25 protein-coding genes and 2 pseudogenes are annotated in these 21,453 nt (G+C 67.6%); 18 read left to right on the forward strand and 9 right to left on the reverse strand.

The features are described from left to right. Positions 1-222 precede the first annotated feature (222 nt). Together BSZ39_RS08090 and BSZ39_RS08095 are read right to left on the reverse strand one after the other, a co-directional pair. The gene (locus BSZ39_RS08090) at positions 223-891 is read right to left on the reverse strand and encodes an ABC transporter substrate-binding protein (RefSeq protein WP_073716846.1); all 669 of its coding nucleotides are present in this window, start codon (positions 889-891) and stop codon (positions 223-225) included. A 214-nt stretch (positions 892-1,105) separates the two neighbouring features. Next, complete coding sequence (locus BSZ39_RS08095; protein ID WP_073716847.1) at positions 1,106-1,708, reverse strand: TetR/AcrR family transcriptional regulator; 603 nt, start codon at positions 1,706-1,708, stop codon at positions 1,106-1,108. Positions 1,709-2,050: 342 nt separating this feature from the next. Here BSZ39_RS08095 and BSZ39_RS08100 point away from each other — a divergent pair, with 342 nt between their 5' ends. The 4 genes from BSZ39_RS08100 to BSZ39_RS14810 are packed head-to-tail and all read left to right on the forward strand — an operon-like array spanning position 2,051 to position 5,709. Next, complete coding sequence (locus BSZ39_RS08100) at positions 2,051-3,352, forward strand: ATP-binding cassette domain-containing protein (protein ID WP_222842902.1); 1,302 nt, start codon at positions 2,051-2,053, stop codon at positions 3,350-3,352. Further along, complete coding sequence (locus BSZ39_RS08105) at positions 3,349-4,944, forward strand: ATP-binding cassette domain-containing protein (RefSeq protein ID WP_073716849.1); 1,596 nt, start codon at positions 3,349-3,351, stop codon at positions 4,942-4,944. Before BSZ39_RS08100 ends, BSZ39_RS08105 begins: the two co-directional genes overlap by 4 nt. Continuing rightward, positions 4,941-5,600, forward strand: coding sequence for a transposase (locus tag BSZ39_RS14220; protein ID WP_222842903.1), 660 nt, complete (start codon positions 4,941-4,943; stop codon positions 5,598-5,600). Before BSZ39_RS08105 ends, BSZ39_RS14220 begins: the two co-directional genes overlap by 4 nt. Before the next feature lie 4 nt (positions 5,601-5,604). Then, a complete protein-coding gene (locus tag BSZ39_RS14810; RefSeq protein ID WP_222842904.1) occupies positions 5,605-5,709 on the forward strand; it encodes a hypothetical protein in 105 nt (34 codons plus the stop codon). Here the strand turns inward: BSZ39_RS14810 and BSZ39_RS08115 are convergent. From BSZ39_RS08115 to BSZ39_RS15045, 4 genes and pseudogenes are all read right to left on the reverse strand, one after another. Further along, positions 5,699-6,145: pseudogene (locus tag BSZ39_RS08115) on the reverse strand (choice-of-anchor I domain-containing protein); the annotation flags it as partial. The gene BSZ39_RS14810 and the pseudogene BSZ39_RS08115 sit on opposite strands and share 11 nt — an antisense overlap. Positions 6,146-6,228: 83 nt before the next feature. Beyond that, positions 6,229-6,333, reverse strand: a complete 105-nt coding sequence (locus BSZ39_RS15040) for a DUF2087 domain-containing protein (protein WP_083603090.1) — start codon at positions 6,331-6,333, stop codon at positions 6,229-6,231. Next, complete coding sequence (locus tag BSZ39_RS14230) at positions 6,290-7,150, reverse strand: ATP-binding cassette domain-containing protein (RefSeq protein ID WP_073716851.1); 861 nt, start codon at positions 7,148-7,150, stop codon at positions 6,290-6,292. The genes BSZ39_RS15040 and BSZ39_RS14230 overlap by 44 nt, the downstream gene beginning before the upstream one ends. A 244-nt stretch (positions 7,151-7,394) precedes the next feature. Next, positions 7,395-7,472 (reverse strand): annotated as a pseudogene (locus BSZ39_RS15045) (hypothetical protein); the annotation flags it as partial. On the opposite strand from BSZ39_RS15045, the gene BSZ39_RS14050 reads away from it, so the two are divergent. Further along, the gene (locus BSZ39_RS14050) at positions 7,449-7,685 is read left to right on the forward strand and encodes a hypothetical protein (protein ID WP_073716852.1); all 237 of its coding nucleotides are present in this window, start codon (positions 7,449-7,451) and stop codon (positions 7,683-7,685) included. The pseudogene BSZ39_RS15045 and the gene BSZ39_RS14050 sit on opposite strands and share 24 nt — an antisense overlap. 28 nt (positions 7,686-7,713) lie before the next feature. On the opposite strand, the gene BSZ39_RS14815 is transcribed toward BSZ39_RS14050, so the two are convergent. After that, positions 7,714-8,055, reverse strand: a complete 342-nt coding sequence (locus tag BSZ39_RS14815) for an ABC transporter ATP-binding protein (RefSeq protein ID WP_158025129.1) — start codon at positions 8,053-8,055, stop codon at positions 7,714-7,716. A gap of 13 nt (positions 8,056-8,068) precedes the next feature. Then, positions 8,069-8,344 (reverse strand): ABC transporter ATP-binding protein, encoded by a 276-nt coding sequence (locus tag BSZ39_RS13535; protein ID WP_158025131.1) that lies wholly within the window; start codon positions 8,342-8,344, stop codon positions 8,069-8,071. Positions 8,345-8,370: 26 nt separating this feature from the next. On the opposite strand from BSZ39_RS13535, the gene BSZ39_RS08145 reads away from it, so the two are divergent. Both BSZ39_RS08145 and BSZ39_RS08150 read left to right on the forward strand, forming a co-directional pair. After that, positions 8,371-8,874 (forward strand): hypothetical protein, encoded by a 504-nt coding sequence (locus BSZ39_RS08145; RefSeq protein WP_143180440.1) that lies wholly within the window; start codon positions 8,371-8,373, stop codon positions 8,872-8,874. Then, complete coding sequence (locus BSZ39_RS08150) at positions 8,871-9,062, forward strand: hypothetical protein (protein WP_143180441.1); 192 nt, start codon at positions 8,871-8,873, stop codon at positions 9,060-9,062. The genes BSZ39_RS08145 and BSZ39_RS08150 overlap by 4 nt, the downstream gene beginning before the upstream one ends. A gap of 9 nt (positions 9,063-9,071) precedes the next feature. Here the strand turns inward: BSZ39_RS08150 and BSZ39_RS08155 are convergent, their stop codons facing one another. Then, positions 9,072-11,084 (reverse strand): bifunctional copper resistance protein CopD/cytochrome c oxidase assembly protein, encoded by a 2,013-nt coding sequence (locus BSZ39_RS08155; RefSeq protein WP_073716855.1) that lies wholly within the window; start codon positions 11,082-11,084, stop codon positions 9,072-9,074. A 112-nt stretch (positions 11,085-11,196) separates the two neighbouring features. On the opposite strand from BSZ39_RS08155, the gene thiD reads away from it, so the two are divergent. The 11 genes from thiD to BSZ39_RS08205 all read left to right on the forward strand — a co-directional run bounded on the left by thiD (position 11,197) and on the right by BSZ39_RS08205 (position 21,368). Further along, positions 11,197-12,003 (forward strand): bifunctional hydroxymethylpyrimidine kinase/phosphomethylpyrimidine kinase, encoded by an 807-nt coding sequence (gene thiD / locus BSZ39_RS08160; RefSeq protein WP_073716856.1) that lies wholly within the window; start codon positions 11,197-11,199, stop codon positions 12,001-12,003. Between the two features lie 84 nt (positions 12,004-12,087). Further along, positions 12,088-13,101, forward strand: a complete 1,014-nt coding sequence (locus BSZ39_RS08165) for an AAA family ATPase (protein WP_073716857.1) — start codon at positions 12,088-12,090, stop codon at positions 13,099-13,101. A 9-nt stretch (positions 13,102-13,110) separates the two neighbouring features. After that, positions 13,111-14,013 (forward strand): DUF58 domain-containing protein, encoded by a 903-nt coding sequence (locus BSZ39_RS08170; protein WP_073716858.1) that lies wholly within the window; start codon positions 13,111-13,113, stop codon positions 14,011-14,013. Then, positions 14,010-14,477, forward strand: a complete 468-nt coding sequence (locus tag BSZ39_RS08175; protein WP_073716859.1) for a hypothetical protein — start codon at positions 14,010-14,012, stop codon at positions 14,475-14,477. The genes BSZ39_RS08170 and BSZ39_RS08175 overlap by 4 nt, the downstream gene beginning before the upstream one ends. Then, positions 14,474-15,520 (forward strand): vWA domain-containing protein, encoded by a 1,047-nt coding sequence (locus BSZ39_RS08180; protein ID WP_083603091.1) that lies wholly within the window; start codon positions 14,474-14,476, stop codon positions 15,518-15,520. The genes BSZ39_RS08175 and BSZ39_RS08180 overlap by 4 nt, the downstream gene beginning before the upstream one ends. Then, positions 15,517-16,524, forward strand: a complete 1,008-nt coding sequence (locus BSZ39_RS08185) for a vWA domain-containing protein (RefSeq protein ID WP_073716860.1) — start codon at positions 15,517-15,519, stop codon at positions 16,522-16,524. The genes BSZ39_RS08180 and BSZ39_RS08185 overlap by 4 nt, the downstream gene beginning before the upstream one ends. Further along, positions 16,517-17,215, forward strand: coding sequence for a hypothetical protein (locus BSZ39_RS08190; protein WP_143180442.1), 699 nt, complete (start codon positions 16,517-16,519; stop codon positions 17,213-17,215). The genes BSZ39_RS08185 and BSZ39_RS08190 overlap by 8 nt, the downstream gene beginning before the upstream one ends. A gap of 608 nt (positions 17,216-17,823) precedes the next feature. Further along, positions 17,824-18,579, forward strand: coding sequence for an ABC transporter ATP-binding protein (locus tag BSZ39_RS08195; RefSeq protein ID WP_073716862.1), 756 nt, complete (start codon positions 17,824-17,826; stop codon positions 18,577-18,579). Positions 18,580-18,581: 2 nt separating this feature from the next. Next, positions 18,582-19,868: a hypothetical protein gene (locus tag BSZ39_RS13540; RefSeq protein ID WP_143180443.1), complete on the forward strand. Its 1,287-nt coding sequence runs from the start codon at positions 18,582-18,584 to the stop codon at positions 19,866-19,868. 53 nt (positions 19,869-19,921) lie between these two features. Beyond that, positions 19,922-20,509 (forward strand): hypothetical protein, encoded by a 588-nt coding sequence (locus BSZ39_RS08200; protein ID WP_158025133.1) that lies wholly within the window; start codon positions 19,922-19,924, stop codon positions 20,507-20,509. 508 nt (positions 20,510-21,017) lie between these two features. Beyond that, a complete protein-coding gene (locus BSZ39_RS08205; protein ID WP_073716864.1) occupies positions 21,018-21,368 on the forward strand; it encodes a transposase in 351 nt (116 codons plus the stop codon). Positions 21,369-21,453: the final 85 nt, after the last annotated feature.

Here is a 21,453-nt window from a genome sequence, read left to right on the forward strand (position 1 = left end):
GAAGACCTCGAGGTAATCCGGAAAGAGGCGGGAATGTCGACCTCGAGGTTCTGCGACCTGCTCGACATTCCCGAACGCACTTGGCGACGGTGGCAGGTCGGCGTCCGCCGTGCCGAGCAGGAGGCCGGGGATCCGGTCCGGCGGCACGGGGCGTGACCCGACCAGCACGCTGGCGGCGAGGAGCAGGACGAGGACGACGAGGAGAACGGGGGCAGGCGGGACTCACGACGCGGGGATGAGCTTGAGCCCGGGCCGGAGCTGGTCGAGCAGCCAGGGCACGGCGACGACGTTGGGATCCTGGAGCGCTGTGGCGGTCTTTAGGTCGACCGGGACGTAGCGGCTCTTCATGATCGGCTGTGCCGAGACGATCGGGTTTTTCTCGAAGGCCTTCCGCAGCGCATCCGACTGGTAGGTCATGAACAGCACGCCGGCGTCGTCGAACAGGCGCGCCTGCTCGAAGCTGACGTCGATCGCCCCGGGCACGGAGCCCGTGCCGCCCAGCTCGGCGACCGCCGGGAGCGGGACGAGCCCGAGCCGGTGCATGAAGCGCGCGGTGACGTTGGCCTCCTCGACGAGCATGACCACCACGCCGTCGCGCGCCTGCCCGTAGAGGAATGTCCCGCCGTCGAGGTTCGGCAGCTCCTTGCGGAGAGCGGCGATCGCGGCGTCCGCCTTGTCGATCAGCGCGTCGGCGGCCTCTTCCTCGCCGAGCGCCCTCGCGACGCGCCGCGTCGAGTCCTCGCTCGTGGCCGCGTAGAGCTGCTTCTCGTAGGTGACGACGGGGGCTATGTCGCTGAGCTGCTCATAGAGCGCCTGGTCGAGGGTGAATGCCGCGGTGGCGAGGATGACGTCCGGCCGCGCCGCCGCGACCTGCTCGACGTTGAAGCTCATGGGGTTGATTCAGGTGGTCCCTTCGGGCAGCGGATCGACATAGGGCAGGTTCGGGTCGCTGCCGGCGCGGCGCTGCAGTCGGCGAGCAGTGCGGCACTGATGGCGAGGGCGCCGAGGGCGAGGGGAAGCCGGCGTCGGGGACGACGAATGGGCATGGGGGACTCCTTGTCTGTTCGGGATGGAGATCGGTCGTCGGGGGAGACGGCGCGCGGGGTCAGTGCACCGCGAGCAGATCGGCCACGGCGCCGAAGACCGCTGCCGGCGTGGCGAGGGCGTCGAGCTCAGGCCAACGCGGCGCCAGGGCGGCCACCGCAGGCGTGGCCTCCGCGGAGGCGCGCGGCGAGAGGGTGACCAGGACGCCGGTCTGTGTGCGCGTCGAGGTGATGGGGGCCTGGCCGAGCACCGAGGCGAACATCGTCCGGTAGAACACGAAGGCCGTCGCGTCGTCGAGGCCCGCGTCGCGCGCGCAGCCGAGGAAGCCCTCGGGGAAGCGCAGGCCCGCAGGGCTGGTGAGGCGGCCGGTGGAGATGAGCCGGATCATCCACGGGTGCCCGACGAGGAAGTCGTGCAGGCAGAGCGCCAGCGCCACGGCCCGCTCGCGGGGTGCGACGGCAGGCTCCGGCAGCCGGATCTCCTCGGAGACGCGCTCGACGAGCGCGAGCAGCAGAGCGTCGCGGTCGGGGAAGTAGCGGTACAGGGCCATCGGCGTGACACCCAGGCGGGCAGCCAGAGGGCGCATCGACAGCCCGGACTCCCCGTCCGTCGCGATGATCTCCAGCGCGGTGTCGACGATGCGCTCGCGATTGATCTTCGTCATGGCTCTCCTTAAGTTAGGCAAACCTAAATATACGCGTATACTTTTTTCATGAGCAACCCGATCGCCCCCTCTTCTCCCTCCCTCCGCGGCGTTCTCGCCCCGTCGATCCCGGCACTGCTGGCCGCGGCGATCGCGGCTGCGGGGGCCGGGCTCCTCTCCCTCTCGGCGGTGTGGTGTCTGGTGCGTGCCGTCTCCGGCGAGGGGGCAGCGAGCGTGCTGTGGGCCTGCGCCGCCTGGATCGCGGCGGCGGCTCTCTCGGCGGCGGCGGCCTGGCTGGCACATCACGCCGAGGGGCGGTTCGAGGCGCGGCTGCGGCGCCGGGTGGCGGCGCAGGCCATGAGGATGCCGGCCGACAGGTTGACCGCCTACTCGACCGACCGGCTGAGGCGGCTGGTGTCGGATGACGTGGCAGCACTGCACCACCTCGTCGCGCACCTGCCGTCGGAGATCGCCACGCTCCTGCTCGTGCCGGCCGCCGCGATCGTGCTCCTCCTTGCGGTCGCGGGGCCGGCCGCACTGCTCGCGCTCGTGCCGGGCGCCCTCGCGGCCGCGGTGTACCTGGGCGTGATCCCGAGGCTGTCCGCCCAGCACGGCGCGCAACGGGCCGAGGTGATGACCGGCATCACGACCGCCGTCGACGACTATGCGCGCGGCATCGAGGTATTCCGGCTCAGCGGCTCCGCCCAGGGCGCCCTGGCCGACTACGCCGCGGCCGTCGAGCGCTTCACCTCCGGCATGGTCGCCTGGGCCAGGCGCGTCGCGACGCCGGCCGCGATCGCCGTCGCGCTGCTGCAAGCGGCGGCGAGCCTCGCGATCGCCTACGCCGTCGGCTCCTCTTGGGACGTCTCGCGGCTCGCGGCCGTGCTGCTGCTGAGCCTTTCCCTCGTCGCCCCGGCGCTGCGGCTCGGCCACGGCCTCGACTACGTGGCGGCGGGCAGGGCATCGGCCTCCCGTATCGAGGGTCTCCTGGCAGAGCCGCAGCTGCCGGCGGGGGAGCGCGGAGCCCCTCCCGGCGACGACGTGCGCGCCGACGAGGTCTGCGTGCGCGTCGGAGAGCGCCTCGTCCTCGACGGGCTCTCGTTCGCGGCGCCCGCGGGCTCGATCACCGCGATCACCGGACCGAGCGGCGCGGGGAAGTCGACGCTGCTCCGCGCGCTCGCGGGGCTGCAGCCTGCGGCGACCGGCGAGATCCTGATCGGGGGGACCCCCGTCTCCGCGTTCGACGAGGACTCCCGGCACCACGCCGTGCAGCTGATCCCCCAGGGTGGGGACGTGCTGCCGGCGAGCGTCGGCGACAACCTCCGGCTCACGGCCCCCGGCGCCGATGACGAACGGCTCGGCGCTGCCCTCGCACGGGCGGGGATCGCCGTCCGGCTCGACGAGGGGACCGAGCGGTTGTCGGGCGGGGAGCGTCAGCGTCTCTCGATGGCGCGCGCCTTCCTCGGGACCGCGCCCGTGGTCCTGCTCGACGAACCGACCAGCGCGCTCGACCGGTGTGCTGCGGATCGGCTGTGGGCGCAGTTGGAGGCGCTCGCGCACGACGACGGGCGTGCGGTCGTCGTGGTCACCCACGACCCCGCACTGGCCGCCCGCGCCGACCGGCAAGTAGCCGTCGTGCCCGCCGGGGACGGAGCGGTCCGATGACCTCTGCGGCTCCTCGACGCGACGGCACGACCGCCGTCTTCCCCGGGCAGGCCCGCCGTCGCCTGCTCGGCATCGGCATGGGGTGGGCTCTCGTCGGCCTCGCGGAGGCCACCGCCTACACGGTGCTCGCCCTGGCCGTCGCCCATCGCGGCGGCATCCTGCCCGTGCTCGTGGCCGCCGCGTGCGCGCTCATCGCGACCGTGCTCTGCTCGCGCTCCGGATACCTCGCGGGAGCGCGCGTCGCCGGAGACCTCTACGCGGCGCTCGGTGGCGCCCTGGCACGCACGAAGCTCGCGTGGTTCACCGCCGACCACCGGGCCCTCGTCACCCGCGTGGCGGGCCTGGGCGTCCCCTCGCTGATGGGGCTGCCCGCCCACCAGCTGCAGACGTTCATCCTCGCGCCGCTCGTCCCGCTCCTGCTGCTCGGCGGGATCGCCATCGTCAGCGGTCCGATCCCGGCCCTGCTCACCGCCGGGCTCCTCATCGTGGCGCTGCTCGCCCAGTTCGTCGCGCAGCGGCGACTCGCGCACGCAGACGCCGATCGTCATCGGGCCGAACACGCGGCGACCGCGGCGACCCTGGAGCTCGTCGACCACCTCGAGCTGCTGCGCACCGCCGCGCCGCCCGCGCGAGGGCTGCAACGCGCCGAGCGTGCCTGGAGCGCGCAGGAGCGGGCGATGTCGCGCACCAACGGGGCCGCGGCGCCCGCGACGTTCGTGTCCGCCCTGGCGGGAGTGCTGCCGCTCGCCGGTGTCTGCGTGTACCTGGCGGCGACCGGCGGCTTCGCCGACCCGCTGGCGGCGCTCGCGCTCCTCGTCCTCACCGGCCGGGCGAGCGCGCCCCTCGACGAGCTCGCCCTGGCCGGCGTGTCGATCAGCGAGCTCCGCGCCACGGTCTCGGCCTACGGCGAGGTGGTCGCGGCGCCGTCCCTTCCACTGGCCACAGGCGGACGAGCCCCGCGGGACAACGCTATCGAGCTTCGAGGAGTGGTCCAGCCGCCCGCGCTCGACGGGGTCTCCGCGACCATCCCGGAGGGCGCGCGCGTGCATGTGGCCGGGCCGTCCGGCGCCGGCAAGAGCACGCTCCTCGGGCTCCTCATGCGCTTCGACGACCCCGCGCGCGGAGAGATCACCCTGGGCGGGGTCCCGCTCGCCGAGCTCGCCGAACACGAGCTGGCCGGCCGGATCGCCTACGTCTCCCAGGATCCCGTCGTCTTCTCCGGGACCCTCGCATCCAACATCCGCATCGGCAGGCCGGAGGCCGACGACGATCAGGTCGCCCGCGCCGCCCGGCTGGCGGGGCTCGACGGCGTCGTCGACTGCGACGCCGAGGGCATCCATCAGCAGGTCGGGCGGCACGGCGCGGCCCTGTCCGGCGGCGAGCGGCAGCGCCTCGCGCTGGCACGTGCGCTCGTGAAGGACGCGCCCGTCCTGATCCTCGACGAGGCGACCTCCGCGCTCGACATGGACACCGAACGCGGCATCGCCACACGCCTCGCGGACACGGCGGCCACCGTCGTGTTCGTCACCCATCGGGACCCCGGCATCTGGAGCCCCGACCACACCATCGACCTGAACGGAGGCGCGAGATGACCGGCATCCGCGGCCGCATCCGCACCCTCACCCGCGCCGGGCGGGTACCGGTCTCGGCGACCGCCACGCTCGCCGGGATACGTGAGATCGCACCGAGCTACACCCGTGTCCGTCTCGTCGCGCCCGGGCTGGAGGCCTACCGGCCCACGCTCCCCGCCGACGGGATCAAGCTCGAGGTGCCGCACGGCACCGGCACCTCTATGCGGGCCTTCAGCGTCGCCGCACGGCCAGCCGGCGACGTCGTGGAGGTGGACATCCTGAGACACGACGGGGGAGTGGTCGGAGACTGGATCAGCTCGGCGCGCCTGGGCGACGAGGTCCGTCGCCGCGTTCAGCAGGACACTCTTGGGCATCGCGGTCGGAAGGGCGATCCGCTCTACGGGATCCAGACCATCCTCCGCGCCGGCGCCGAGAACCTCACCGAGAAGCAGCGGATCAGGCTCGCGGCAGCGATCGAGGCCGATCCCGCGCACGACGAGGTGTTCGTCGCGTGGCAGTGCGCCCAGCAACTGCGTTCCGCCTACCACCAGAAGGACCTTGCCGAGGGGCGGCGGATAGCCGAGAAGGTCGTCGACACATTCCACACCTGCCCGATCCCCGAGATCGCCCGCCTTGGCCTACTTCACGACCGGACGATGATCGAACGGCGGAACTGAGGCCGTGAACGGGATCGTCGAGCTTCGCCGCCGCCTCGCCCGCGGCTACCGCAACCGCGGCAACTACCGGCTCCGCATGCTCCTCGCCGCTGGCGGCCTCACCCCATGACCCCCACCGGATGTCCGAAGAGCCCGTTCTGCTCGAGCGACGCGATCGCATCGGGCTGGCGCCACGATTTGATCGGCAGCGTCACGGGGTTGATCGTGTCGTCCTTATCGGAGATGTTGAACCCGGCGACGTCGACGGCGCCCAGCGGCAGAATCGCGGTCACGGTTGCGCTGGGCAGGTCGACGAGCGCGAGCGCGTTGGCTTCCTGCAGGCTGACGTATGCCGTCGTCCCCTCGATCGTCACGTACTCCGGCTCGAGGTTTTCCGCGACGGGGAACTCGGGCGTTCCGGTGCCGGCGTCCTCGCGGCCACCGAAGATGCGGACGCCGGCGGGGAGCTTATCGCCCTCAAAGGCGCGGAAGTCCGCGGTCTTCACCGCATCTTGCGTCGGGACCGCGAGGCCGTGGGGGAGCGCGACGACCGAGACGCTGCCTTCCGGGTCGACGGAGGGGGGACATGGATTTTCTTTTCACGAAGCTGGCAACGCGCCGATGCTAGGAAATGTAGGTGTCCGTCGAGTTAATCCGTAGTAGCGAGGCGGTAGCGTGCACCGTCGGGCGTGCGCGTGAGAAAACCGGCATCAACCGCGCTGTGGCGGATACGGGACACGTCGGCGAAGAGCATCGCGAGGCCAGCGTTCAGCTGCGCCTCCGACACCGACAGCGGCGAGCCGGTCCGCTCGCCAGCGCTCGCGCAGCCACCGATCGTGGCTCGCGATGACGACGGCGCCCGGGTAGTAGGGCAGGGCGGCTTCGAGTTCTTCGACGAGGTCGAGGCTGAGGTGATTCGTCGGCTCGTCCAGCAGCAGCACGTCGGGCATCGTGGCGATCGTAATCGCCAGCTGGAGTCGCCGACGAACCCCGACGCTGACCGCGCCGAGCGGCCGGTCGATGTCCTGCGGGCGAATGAGGCCGAGACTCGCGAGGTCCGGCCCGGTATCGCCGACGGCGGCGCGGTAGGCATCGGAGATCTTTGCCGACAGGTCCGCGTCGGGCCAATCCTGGGCGAGGAGGCCGACGCGCACGCGATTACCACGCACGACGGTGCCCTGTTCGGGGCACAGCGTGCCGGCAAGGATCGCCATGAGCCTCGACTTGCCGCTGCCGTTGCCACCCGTGACAAGCCAGCGCTCGCCCGCGCGGATCTCGAGGCTGACCGGCGCGAGGCGGCCCGTGATCGCGACGTTTGCTGCCGCGAGCAGCGTGGTTCCATCGGCGCTCGCGGTTTTCTCGTCGGCGAAACCCGCAAAGCTGAGGACAGGCGGTGGCTTTCGCAGCTGCGCTTCGGCTAGCCGGCCGAGCGCGAGTCGCGCGGCCTTGATCCGACGCGAGACGACGGTGGCGTTGCGGTCGGCGTAGAACTTTTTCGCAGCGCGCCCCTCCGTACGGGGTGCGGCGCCCGCGTGCCCGCTGCGCGGCCTTCGCCGCCCGCAACCCGCCATAGCCGCCGGTAAAGCGCGTCAGTCCGCCTGCGGCCACTGCGACGGGCGACGGCGTCTGATCGAGGTCCGCGATCGACGTGGCAACCGCGTCGAGAAAGGCGCGATCGTTGGCGGCAAACAGGACCGGACCGTCCCAGGCACGCAGCAGCGTGGCAGGCAGGTCCATGCCCGCGTCGTCGAGATGGTTCGTCGGCTCGTCGAGCAACAGCACGTCCGGCCGGGCGAGCAGCGCACACACGAGCGCGAGCCGCGCGCGCTCCCCGCCCGATAGCGTGCCGGCGGGCCGCGCCATTGCCACATGTCCGAGCGCGAAGCCGTCCATCAGCTCGCCGATCCTCGTCTCGATTGTCCACGCGCCGAGCCGCTCCGCCTCATCGAGCGCCGCGGCATAGCGCTCAGCCCCGCCGGCCGCAGCGAGATCTGCAGCGGCGTGTGCGACGGCTTCGCCCGCGGCCCGCACGTGCGCGGTCGCGTCGGTCAGCACTTCGCGCACGCGCGCGCGCCGGGCGCCGCCGAGCGGTGCGAATACAGGTAGCGGATGGCGCGCAGGCGCGGCGCGACGCTCACGCCACGTCCTCGATCAGATGCAGCTCGCGCGCCCGCGTGCCCGCGACGAGATCCGGCGAATGCGTCGCCATGATGAGCGTCGTTCCCGCCTCGACGCGCGCCGCGAGAATATCGGCCAGCAGCGCCCGCCGCTCGGCGTCCAGCCGCTGTTCGGGCTCGTCGAGCAGCAGCACCTCGCTCGGGCGGATCAGCGTGAGTGCGAGCGCGAACATCTGGGTTTGGCCCGACGAAAGCTCGTGGACGAACCGCCGCTGCAGCCGGGCGATGCCGAACTGCTCGAGCGCTTCTGAGGCCGCCTCGCGCGCCACTTTGACCTCATCGCCCCACGACGCAGCCACGAGCGCGAGATGCTCATGCAGCGTGAGCGAGCGGCGGCAGCCCCAGCAGCGCGGCCAGGCGCTCGCGGAAGGCCGGATCCCGATCGCTCGGCGCGTGACCCGCCACGGTGAGGGTGCCGCTCGAGGGCTGCTGCTTGCCCGCAACGACGCGCAGCAGCGTCGTCTTGCCGGAACCGTTCAGGCCGGTCAGGGCGAGCGCATACCCCGCGTCGAGCTCGAAAGACGTCGGAGCCAGCAGGGAAACGTCGTCGATTGAGACGGAAACATCGCGCGCGCAGACCATCGTCATGAAACTGAGGGTATACCGTGGAAAACATGACGACTGCGCGCTTTGGCTCGATCACGGCGGTCGTCGTCGGCGCGCTGCTCCTCATCAGCGGCGTGGCCGTAAGTCTGCTGAGCCTCGGCTCCCCACAAGCGGACACCGGCGAGTCCGCCTTCGCGCACGACGCGGGCATCATCCGCGACGGTGAGAGCATGCACCTGTCCGCGGGCACGCGCGTGCTGCTCGAGACGGCGACGCGCGAAAACCTCGGCTGCACCCTTACCGGCGCGGGCCGCACCGTGACGCCGACGGAGGAGGCCGGCGAGCAGGTCTACGCGATCGAGGCGACGGGTGACTACACGGTGCGCTGCGGCGTCTCCGAGGACATCCTCGTCTTCGACCTCGACGTCGTCGTGGGCGAGCCCGACGTCCCGGTCTCGTTCACGACGTCGTTCTTCATCGGGGTCGGGATGGGTGTTTTCGGGATGGCGCTGCTGATCGGCGGCATTATCTGGCTGACCGTCGCCGGTCGGGAGCGAATGGAGTGGACATGAGCATGACGTTATCCGCCGCCGACGGGGACCTCGTCGTCCTGCTCGCGCACGGCAATACCTGGTGCTGTCCGACCAGTCGACCGTCGGGCCGACGCAGGCCGCCGCGCTCGGGCGCGACCTTGCCGCCAGGCTCCCAAACGAACGGCGCGCGCGTCGAACACGTCCAAACGTTTTACCGCCGCGGCTAGTGCTGCCGCTCAGCGCTGAGCATCCTGTTCCGCGAGTTCGGCGAGCATCGCGTTATACGCCTCCAGCTCGGCGTCCTCATCACGCTCGGCCCGCCGGTCGCGGCGCTTGGCTTCCTTGGTATCGGCGCGCGACCACATCACGACGAGGATGATCGCAAGGCCCAGCGTCGGCAGCTCGCCGATACCCCACGTGATCTCGCCGCCGATCTTTTGGTCGACGAGCGCGTCGACCCACCAGGCGAGGCCCAACTGGCCGAAGTGGCTTGCCGCCAGCAGCGAGTTCATCGAGATGATCGAGATGCCGAAGAATGCGTGGAACGCCATTGTTGCGAGCAGGAACACGAGCCGCAGCGGGTAGCCGGGCCGGTTCGTGCCCGGGTCGATCCCGACGATGACGTTCGCGAACAGGTAGCCCGCAATCGTGAAATGCACGGTCATGAGGATGTGGCCGAGGTGCGTCGTGAGCGCGAGCTCGAACAGCGGCGTGTAGTAGAAGATCCACATCGAGCCGACAAAGTTGATCGCGGCGACGAACGGGTTCGCCCACGCGCGCGCGTAGCGCGAGTGCACGAGCGCGAGGATCCATTCGCGCGGGCCCCGCGAGCCGTCGTGGCGGGCGGGCAGGGCGCGCGTCGCGAGCGTGATCGGCCCGGCGAGCGCGAGCAGTACGGGCGTGATCATCACTAGCGACATGTGCTGGATCATGTGCGCCGAGAACAGGATGCGCCCGTAGACCGTCGGGCCACCATTCGTCAGCCACAGCAGCGACACCCACGCGATCACCCAGCAGATCGTGCGGCCGATCGGCCAGGAATCGCCGCGCTTGCGCAGCCGGTAGACCCACCGCAGGTAGACGACGATCGCGGCGAGGCAGCCGAAGATGAGGAACGGGTCGGGGTGCCACTGTGTAAACCACGTCGCGAACGTCGGCGCGGGCGGCTCGGCGTAGCCCGTCGCCTCCCACACGGGTGACGGATCCGGCAGCGGCGACTGCGGGACCGGGGGAGCGGACGAGGAGAGCGTGACCGCGAGCGCCGTCGTCGCCCCCATAATGAGGACCTCGACGCCCACGAACAGCCAAAACGGCTTCGCCCGGCCCTCGCCAAGCTGCGGGATCGTGCGTTCGCGATGCCAGTAGCCGATCGCGCCGAGGGCGATGAACCCGATCGTCTTCGCGGTGAGCAGCAGGCCCCATGGCGTCGTGAAAAGTTCGCCGACGCCGTTGAGGCGAATCCAGGCGGCGCACACCCCGGAGACGACGGTGATGATGAAGCACCACAGCGCGATCTGCGAATAGCGCGCGGCGACGGACGGCAGCTCGGCCCCGAGGTGCCGCGAGACGACGACGAGGATCAGCAGCCCGCCCATCCACATCGTGACCGCGACGAGGTGCATGAGCATCGAGGAGACGGCGAGGTCGTGCGACGCGGCGCCTGCGGCGTGGCCGGTCAGCGCGAGCGGGACGAGCGAGACGAGGCAGAGCGTGCCTGCCCAGGCGGCCGACGTGTAATGGGTCATGAGGACGACGAAAACCGCGGCAAATGCGGTGAGGATCGTCGCCCAGAGATAGGCGATGCCGAGGTCGACCTGCGTGAGGAAGACCCACAGCTCGGAGCCGAACGTCGGCTCCGTCATCGGGCGTAGCGCCGTCACCGAATATTCGACGATGACGCTCGCCAGCTGTGCGAGCGCCCACACGATCGCCGCGACGCGTGCGATCCGCGCGGCAAGCTCCCACGCCTGCGGGTTCGTCTGAACGACCGCACGCTTGTGGACGTGATGCGTCTTCGGCGTCGTCGGCAACACGAGCGCGCACAGCGTCGTCGCACCAATCGCGACGACGGCGGCCAGCCGCGTAACAAGCGTCAGCAGCGGCAGCGACCAGCGAGCCACCACCCCCGGATCGAGCGGCGGCGTCGGCGCGACGGCACCCGATACGGCGAGCGAAAGCACCGCGACGACAAGGGTCAGCGGCGCGAAGGCAAGCAGGACTCGCTGAGGGCTCACGCCGGGGGAATTCATGCTTCAAGCCTAGCGCGCGGTGGGCAGGCGTGGCCCCGGGCGTTACGCTTAGGCAGGATACCCACCCGGCTCCGTCACGCTCGGCGCCGCCCCCTTACGAAGGAGAATGCACGTGGTTGCAATTGCGCATGTCATCGCTGGCTCCGAAGCCACCGGCGGCGCCGGAATCCAGGTCGACCTCAAGACCTTCCACCAGCGCGGGGTCTACGGCATGGGGACGCTGACGTGCATCGTGTCAATGGACCCGAACGACAACTGGAACCACCGATTCGTGCCGGTTGATCCGCAGGTCATCGCCGACCAGATCGAATCCGCGACGCATGCCTTCCCCGAGGTCGACACGCTGAAGATCGGCATGCTCGGCACCCCCGAGACGATCGACGTCGTCGCGAAGGCCCTCACGGAGCATTCCTACCGCCAGATCGTGCTCGACCCTGTCCTCATCTGCAAGACGCAGGAGGTCTCCCCGGCGCTCGCGGTCGACACCGCGCTGCGAGAAAAGATCGTCCCGCACGTCACCGTCATCACCCCGAACGTCTTCGAGGCGACGGTGCTGTCCGGCCGCGAATCCATCGAGAACCTCGGCGATCTCATCGACGCCGCGAAGAAGGTCCACGAGCTCGGCCCCAAGTACGTCGTCGCGAAGGGCGGTGTCGAACTGCCCGGCGATAACGCCGTCGACATCCTCTTCGACGGCACCGACGTCACCGTCTACGAGGTCCCGAAGATCGGCGACGGCGCCCGCATCCACGGCGCCGGCTGCACGCTCGCCGCGGCCATCACCGCCGAGCTCGCCAAGGGCACCGAGGTGAAGGAAGCCGTGCGCATCGCGAAGGAGCTCGTCACCGAGGGCATCCAGCAGCGCCTGGCGACGGCGACGCCGTTCACGACCGTCTGGCAGGGCGCCTACCAGGGGTAGTTTGGTCACATTCCGGTCCCTCGCACTTGAGACTGCCCGGGATGCTGCCGCTACCCTTGAGCGCAGTAGCGTGAAGGAGTAACGATGGCCCACTCCCAACTGACCGCCGACGAGCTGGGCGCTGCCCACCGCCTTATCGGACGCGTCAACCAGGTTTTCGCGTCCAAGGTCGTCGGCCAGGACGACCTGCGTCGTGCCCTCGTCGCGACCCTCCTCGCCTCGGGCCATATCCTGCTCGAATCGGTGCCGGGCCTCGCCAAGACGACGGCCGCGCAGACGCTCGCGTCGGCCGTCTCCGGCAGCTTCCACCGCATCCAGTGCACGCCGGACCTCATGCCGAACGACATCGTCGGCACCCAGATCTTCAACTACACGACCGGCGAACTCACCACGCAGCTCGGCCCCGTGCACGCGAACCTCGTGTTGCTCGACGAGATCAACCGCTCCTCGGCCAAGACGCAGTCGGCGATGCTCGAAGCGATGCAGGAACGCCAAACGTCGATCGGCGGCCAGGTCTACCCCGTGCCGAACCCGTTCATGGTGCTCGCCACGCAAAACCCGATCGAAGAAGAGGGCACCTACGTCCTGCCCGAAGCGCAGATGGACCGCTTCCTCATCAAGGAGGTGCTCACCTACCCGAGCACCGAGCAGGAAGTGAAAATCCTCGACGGGATCGCCGACGGCACCCTCGTCGCCTCCGGCGCCGCCCCGCGCACCGATGCCAGCCTGGAGCCGATTTCGCTCGACGACGTGCGCAGCCTGCAGCAGTCGACCAACCGCATCTTCGTGCACGATTCCCTGAAACGCTACATCGTCGACGTCATTAATACGACGCGCGGGCAGGGCCCGAGCCCCGTCGCGCGCCTCGCCGATGACGTCCGCGTCGGCGCGTCCCCGCGCGGTGCCATCGCCCTCATGCGCGTCGCTCAGGCGCTCGCGCTCATGGCCGGCCGCGCCTACGTCGTGCCCGACGACATCGTCCTTTTGCGCCACTCCGTCCTGCGGCATCGCATCGTGCGATCCTATGATGCGATCGCGGGCGGCGTCACCCCGGAAGAGCTTATCGACGCCGCCTTCGACGCCGTCACCGTGCCCTAAGGATCGCCCTTGGCTCTGTCCTATGCGCGGCTCGCGGAACTGCGCCGCCGCATCGCTCTGCCGGTCCTGAAACGGGTCTCCGGCGGAATCGAGGGACGTCACCGCTCGGTGTTTACCGGCCACGGCCAGGACTTCGACGATATGGTGCCCTACCATCCGGGCGACGACGTCTCCGATATTGACTGGAAGGCGTCGGCGCGTGCGGGCGAACCCGTGATCCGCAGGTTTGTGAAGGAAACGAACCTGTCCGTCGTCCTCGCCGTTGACACGTCGCTCGCGATGACCGGCAGCGCCCCGTCGGGGGAGCGCAAACTCGATATCGCCGTCGACCTCGCGGACATCCTCGCCTACCTCACGCGCTTTCGCGGCGATCAGCTCGCACTCGTCTACTCCGATGCGGGCGGCGTGCGCCAGTTGCCGCCGCGCTCCGGATCGGATCACGTCGAACTCATCCGCCACCGGCTGCGCGCGGGCGCGACGAACCCCGCGCCCGATGATGTGATGGCGCCCATCTTGTTCCGCGCCGAGTCGCTGTTGAAGCGCCGCTCGCTCGTCTTCATCATCGGCGACGACTATTCGCTGCAGGAAGAAAGCGAAGCGGTGCTCAAGCGCCTTCGGGTGCGCCACGACGTCGTCTTTTTTGCCATTGCCGACCTCGATCTCGCGACGCTGCGCCGCGGCGCGCTCGCCACCGACGTGCGCGACGGAATGCTCCCGGACTTCCTTTCCGAGGAGCTGCGGCCGAACTCGCGCCTCGCCGCCGATATCGCCGCCCAGATGGCCCACGCACGCGAGCGCACCGACGATATCGTGACGCGCCTCGCGATCCGCGCCACCAGGCTCGATTCCAGCGCCGACATCGAAGACGCGCTGCTGCACCTGTTCGCCGACCGGACGGGGGTGCGCGCATGAACCCCGACGAGGTGGGCGCCCTCATCGGCTATCCCTGGTATTACCTCGCGGCCGGCATCATCGCGCTGCTCGCCGCGGGCATCCTCACCGTGCTGTTCTCACCGCGCCGCGCCGAGCGCGCCACACGCCGCAGCGAACGAGGCCCCGGCGAGCCGCTGTTCGCCAACACCTTCGGCTCCGAACTCGCGGCCCTGCGCGAACGCTATTTCGCGGGCGAACTCGACCTCGCCGCCCTCCACCTGGCCGCGGCCGATATCGCCCGCCGCTTCGGCTCCAACCAGCTCGGCGAGAACCTCGCGAATCACACGCTGAACCAGCTGCAGGCCCGGCCCGACGCCCACGAGATCGCCGACGTCATCACCGTCGTCGAGATCGCCGAGCGCCCCTCCTTTGATCTCGACGTTCACGTCATGGCCGAGCGCACCTTCACGGCGCTATCCGAAATGCTCGGGGGCCGACGATGACCCAGATCACCGCCGGCCTCACCTCGATCATGTGGTGGCCGCTCGCCGCGGGCCTGGCCGCCCTGCTCATCGCCGCGATCATCGCGGGCCTGCTGGCCGCCCGTCGCCGCCGCGCCCAGCGCACGGCCATCCCGGTCGCCCACACGGGCTATCTACGCAACCTGCCGAGTTTCCGCGCGGTCGTGCGCGCCAGGCGTCGGCGCCTGGCCATCGCCCTGGCCGCCTTCACGCTCGCGGGCCTCGCCGCCGCGGGTCTGGCCGGCCGCCCCGCCGAGCGCCACGTCGAATCCGAACGCCTCGCCACCCGCGACATCGTCTTGTGCCTCGACGTCTCCGGCTCGATGATCTCCTACGACAGCGAGATCCTCGGCAAGTTCTCCCAACTCGCCGAGAATTTCAGCGGCGAGCGCATCGCCCTCGTCATGTGGAATAACACCTCGCGCACGCTCTTCCCGCTGACCGACGACTACGCGATGGTCAAAGAGGAGCTGTCGAACGCCGCGAAGGTCCTCGACGTCGACCTCGCGGCGCTCACAACCGGCACCCCGCAAACCCAGCAGCTGCTCGACCTGCTCGCGGGCACGACGGCCCTGCCCGGCACGTCGGCCTCCCTCATCGGCGACGGGCTCGCCAACTGCGTCCTCGCCTTCGACCTGTCCGACCAGGAACGCTCCCGCTCCATCATCTTCGCGACCGACAACGACCTGCAGGGCACGCCCGTCTACCAGCTGGCCGAGGCCGCAACATTCGCGCAGGAGCGCAATATCCGCGTGATCGGACTGTTTTCGCCGACGGCCGAGGGCGGCTCGACGAAGCAGCGCGCAGATTTCACCGAGGCCATCACCTCGCGCGGCGGCCTCGTGTTCGACACCGGCTCCCCGGAGGCGGTCGATTCGATCATCGACGACGTGACGAGCCAGCAGGCCGCGGAGCTCGACGCGTCACCGAACGTCGTCATCACCGACCACCCCGAACGCCTCGCGCCCGTCCTCCTCATTGGCCTCGTCGGCGGCCTTGCCCTGCTCGGGTGGTGGCGCCTGTGAACTTCTCACTCACGTACCCGCCGCTCGTCACGGCCGTTTTCGCCGCAGCCCTCATCGCCGCCGGCGCCGTCGCCGCCTGGCGCTCTCCGCGCCGCACCGCGAAGATCCGCCGCGCCCTCATCGCGCTGCTGGCCCTTGCCGCCCTCATCTCGCCGACGATCACCGTCGGCAAACGCGACGTCACCTCCAACCTCGAGGTCTACCTCGCCGTCGACCTCACCGGCTCCATGGCCGCCGAAGACTACGACGGGAACAAGCCGCGCCTTACCGGCGTGCGCGCCGACCTCAAGCAGCTCACGACCGAGCTCGCCGGCTCCCGCTTCTCGGTCATCTCCTACTCCTCGGTCGCCTCCCGCCAGCTGCCGCTCACGACCGACGCGCGCGCCGTCAACAGCTGGGCCGAGACCGCCCGCCAGGAGATCACGAGCTACTCGTCGGGCTCGACGATCGACCGGCCCGTCGCCAGCCTGAAACAGGCGCTCGAGGCGGCCAAGGAACGCAACCCCGCGAACGTGCGCGTCCTGTTCGTCCTCACCGACGGCGAATCCACGCGCGGTGAGGCCGCCCCCAAGGGCCCGCCGTCGCCCGCAGCTTTCGGTGAGCTCGCGGGCCTGATCGACGGTGGAGCCGTCCTCGGCTATGGCACGGCGAGCGGCGGAAAAATGCGTCAATACGACGGAACGGACAAGACCGGCGCCGACACCGACGCACCCTATATCAAGGACCCCAACTCCGGCGGCGACGCTGTCTCTCAGCTCGACGAGGCCGCCTTGCAGGCCGTCGCCAAAGCCCTCGGCGTCCCCTACCTCCACCGCACGGCCCCCGGAAGCCTCGATTCCGTCACCGCGGGGATCGACGCGGGCCAGATCGCCGAAGACGGCCGCCGCGAGGTCGCGATCGAAGAAAAGGTGTTCTGGCCATTCATGATCGCGCTCGCGGGCCTCATCGCCCTGGAACTGTTCAGCCTCGCGCGTGATTTGAAGGCGATGAGCGCCCGTGACTAAACGCTTGATTATCGCGCTGCTTGCCGTCATCGGCCTCGCCTTGTCCTGGGTCGCCATCAGCGCGTGGCAGGGTCGCGGGCACGACGGCGCCACGTGGAGCCGCACCTACCGCAGCCACGCCGTCATCGTGCCCGTCGGGCCGCACGCCTGGATTGCGCCCTATAACGAGGGCACCGGCTACCTTATGCAGGAGCGCTTCGCCGATGCGACTCCCAAGCTGAAGACGGCGCTGCGCAAGGTCGGCAAGGCGACGCCCGACGCCTCCGGGTCGATCGGGGGCAGCGACGAATGCCGCGTGCGCATGAACCTCTCGCTCGCGCTGGAAGGCGAGGCGCGCCAGCTCTCCGGCGACGCCGCCCGCACCCTCATGACGGAGGCGGCCGAGACGTCCCGACCGTGCACGACGGATGGCGTCGGCGGCGAGGGATCGACCTCGCCCGAGGACCTCATCCACCAGCGCCAGCGCGCCGCCGCCGCGCCCGAGAAGGACAAGCCGACGGACGAGCCGAGCGAGGAACCGAGCGAAGACCCCGGTGAGGGCACGGCGCCGCCGAGCAAATCACCGGAGCCGGAGCCGACGCTGGATTCGAAACAAGACCAGCTGGAAGAAAACCAGCGCCGCTCCGAAGAGGAACTGCGTCAGCGCGAAGAGCGCAAGGGCGAAGGCTTCGGCTCCGGCGAAGCGTGGTAGTAAGAGGCATATCGACGTGGAAAGTATGAGCTGTAATGCTCGATGAATAAGGCAGCAACCTTGACAGACTGTATCGCGTCTTTTAGTGTGAAAGCGACACCCAAGGGAGGGGAATATGAAGAAAAAAACGCGCCGCATCGCTGCACTAGCCGCCGCTTCGGCATTGGCGCTATCGCTACCTTCAGGCGCCTTCGCTGGAACGGTGGGCAGCCACGTTGATGGTCCCGCCAGCATCTCGCTTACTGCTAACACTCCATGGAGCTTTGGCAACACTGTCTACTGGTCCGCATCGGCCAGCTCACCCGGGCCTCTATATGCGTTGCTCTCATGGTCGCGGACCGGCCCCGACGCTACAATCGGTACCCAGTCTGACTACGGCACGTACGTGAGGGGATCGAAGCTGTGTGACTGGGGAATTCCCCAAAATCGGCTAGTCTACACGACTGCACGAATGGGTGCCTCGTCAGTGTATTCAAGTACGATTAAGGTCACCAGCTACGGCAATACCTGCAGATAGGGCGGTAAGCTTGAAATCCCCCAGCTGCCACGACCGTTGGTCGAAGTCGGCTGGGGGAAGCTGCAAACGTGTGTCGTAAAGGATTTAATTGATGAGCGCGCTGCGATCAATCGTATCTATGCATGATGTCTCGTTCAAATACGGAAGACACACAGTGCTGGATCGAGTTTCGTTTTCAATTCCCCCGGGAATTACCGGGCTATTGGGGCCTAATGGGGCGGGGAAGACAACATTATTGTCAGTGATCTCGACGCTGCGTATGCCTGCAGAGGGGGAGGTTGTCATCCTCGGAGAAGAGGTATCCGACGTGCAGGCGCGGCATCGTATACGGCAGAGAATCGGAGTGCTTCCTCAGTCTTTTAATCTTGTGGGATGGCTGAAAGTAATCGATACGGTAAGCTATGCTGCTTGGACCCATGGATTAGCTCAAGCGGACTGTGAGAATGCGGCCCGCACAGCGCTCCTCAACGTTGGAATTAAGGAAGAGCTTTTTTCGAAACGAGTGCGGGCTCTATCGGGTGGGCAGCGGCAGCGGGTAGGAATTGCGTGCGCAATGGCGCACCGTCCAGACTTAATCCTTTTGGACGAACCGACATCGGGTCTTGATCCAACGGGGAGAATGGAATTTCGAAGATTGCTATTAGAAGTAGCTAAGAGCGCCTCGGTGATCATGTCAACACACCTTATCGAAGACATCCACCACACCGCGCAGTACCTCGTGGTGATTGGCGGCATGGGAGTCGCGTATTCTGGGTCTGTCTCAGGATTTGCCTCAGAAGGAAGGGAAAACCTTGCCGCGGGAAGTCCGCTAGAGATTGCATATGAGCAGCTGCTAGGGAACTTGTAGTCATGTCATTCATTCGCCGGCTGGTGTGGCCGCTGCCTGCGGCTTTGGCGGGCGTAGTAGTTTTTGGCGTGTTTACGGCGGTCTGTGCGGCTGCCTACACAGTAGGTGCTTGGTATTTTGTTCCCTTGAGTCGCCTTTCGGGTGTTTCTCGCGAGACGATACTGTATGCCGGTCCATACTTGTCGGTGCTGGGCTGTGTGCTAGCAGGATCGCTGTTCTCGCGGAGTTCCCCAGCTTCGTCGCCACTTAACCTGCGCAGCTCGGGGTCGGCGGTACTGAGGGTGCTCATCGTATTGTATGCTCTGGCCTTGGCTGGTTGGGCTGTGGCACAAGCTCTGTTGTTTGCCGTTTTCGAGCCCAGAGCAGTCCATGGCTCGATTCACTGGCTCGAGACTGTGATGACGCCGGGCCAGCTTTTGCCGTTTGTAGCGTTGGGTGTGCTTTTTGGCCTCTTGAGTGATCGATGGTGGTCCCCGGCAGTAGTCGTGATAGTCTCGGTCGCTTGGATTGGTTTGCTTCCGGTAATTGCCGGCCCGCATCTACCTAGGCACACCTACAGTGTTGGTCATGAGTTCCTATTTCCTGCGACCCCGTCGTATCGCCATGAGCCGTTTATAGCATTACGGCTAATTGGTTACCTCGTGTTCTGGCTACTAGTGCTGTTATTACTTACGTCCATCGTCTTATGGATAACCCGTGTTAAGAGCGGGTTCAGTGCTCGTCCCTCCCTTCTGATGGGCGTTGGTTTTGGTGGAGTCGCTCTCTTAGCGTATCTCCTCATTACCAATGATGAACCTCTTTATGGTCCGTTAGTGTCCGACATTAAGGTTTGCAGAGAAGTGGGCTCTTGGACATACTGTGTTTCGGAGGAGGAAGCCGTCTTAATGGATGATCTAATCACGCAAACTCGGGACGTGATTGATCGTGCCGGACCGTTGGGTGAAGATAGATGGTTGCTGGAATCGGTTACGCTGTGGATGTGGGATGGCATGCCGAAGTTGGCGGATAATCGGCTTATCACCCCGGTTACTGAAAGTGGGGTCGTTAGTGCAGATTGGGATGTTGCGGGAGCCCTTGCAGGGCTGGAGAATTGTGGTAGTAGTGGCGAATCGGCTCAGTATGCATACGAACTGGCGGCCTGGCTGGGAGATAAGCCTGAGCGATCTGATATACCATCCAGCTTTGCTCGCGCCTTGGAAAACCTCTCCCCTAGTGCTCGCAATGATTGGTTTTCCAGGCATCGAGATGAGATCCGATCGTGTAAGATTTCTGAAGTGGTGTTTCCGTGACCTGGTCGCCTCATTTTCGGCTGCGGTCGCCCTTCTTAGTAGCCCTTACTTCGGTGTTGGTCGGTCTCGTCCTGCTCTTTGCAGAACTTCCATTCCTGGCAGTTTCTATTCGGCACTCGACTATTCCCTATGAGGTTCCACCATCGGAGTACCTGTCGGTGCTGCTGGGGCTGGGGTTGACGGTCTACCTGGCGCCGAGGTTTACTCTGTGGGAGCTACTTGGTTCAGCTAGGGTCTCTGTGCAGGCCACCGTGTGCTCGCTGGTTGTTGTCGTGGTCCCAGGGATAATTTCTGCCGCGAGCTACCTCACATACCCTGCTGGAGCCCAGCCGCCGTTGAGGATAGTCCTCCATTTCGCGTTAAATGTAGTCGCACTCGGCGCTATTGCTTACCTTTGTATTTCGTACTTTGGAAGGTACTGGGGATCGCTGGTTTTTATAGCCCTCTATTACGGCATGCTTCTCTTAGCAGCAGAAGCTCCCCGCCTAGCGATTTTCTTGCCCCGCACCGTGCTACGTGTTGAGGGTGAAATAATGGCTGAGATCCTTTGGTGGTGGCTGGTTCCCCTAATCGTAGCGGCTTTCGCTACAGCCTTTTGTCGACGAGCGCTGCCGATGTTGTGGGTTGAGAACGCTCAGTAGCCCGGGTCGGGGTCCCCGAGTATCAGAAGCGCGAACCACCTGATCTACCACGAGGACCTCGACGTGCTTCACCCTACTTCGGGGTGCGCTGATGCGCCCCCGCCACCTGCCCGTGCCCGCGTTGCGACCTGTTGCTTGGTCTCGATGGCGTTCATGTTGAGCACGTCGACCGCCGCGACGGGTTGCTAGTCGTGACTGTCTCGAGCCCTGCGGCGCCGACCGGGTGCCCGTCGTGCGGGGTCGTCGCGACCGGTCGCGGGCGCCGCCGACGGGTGCTGCATGACGTGCCTGGTGCGTCACGCGGGTGCGGATCGTGTGGCGGCAACGCGTCTGGCGATGCGACGACGCGGGCTGCGGGCGCAAGACGTTCACGGAGCAGCTTCCCGCTCTGGTCGCCCGGCGCGGATCGATCACCACGCGCGCCGTCAGCTAGGCGATCGGGCAACTGCGGCGTGAGCACGCGACGATCGCCGGTCTCGCCCGGCAGCTCGGGACGTCGTGGAAGACGGTGTGGCGGGCCGTCGAACCCGAGCTTGTCAAGCTCGCGGCCGACGAAGCCCGGTTCGACAACGTCACCACCCTCGGCGTCGACGAGCACATCTGGCATCACGTCGACCCCCGCAAGCGAGGCCCGAAGGAGCTGACCGGGATGGTCGACCTCAGCCGCGGCAGCACCGGAAAGACGCGGGCCAGGCTGCTCGACCTCGTGCCTGGCCGCTCCGGGAAGGCCTACGCGTCCTGGCTCGCCGAACGCGGCGAAACGTTCCAGAGGAACGTGAAGGTCGCAGCTCTTGACCCGTTCGCCGGCTACAAGACCGCGATCGACGACAAGCTCGAAGACGCCACCGCGGTCTGCTGAAGGTTTGCTTGAGTCCGGGGTTCATGCCGCCAAAGCGACGGCATCCATCATTATGCTCTCGAACTCGACCGGTGTCAGCTTCCCC

The sequence above is a fragment of the Bowdeniella nasicola genome (genome assembly GCF_001907295.1).
GTDB classification, from domain to species: domain Bacteria; phylum Actinomycetota; class Actinomycetes; order Actinomycetales; family Actinomycetaceae; genus Bowdeniella; species Bowdeniella nasicola.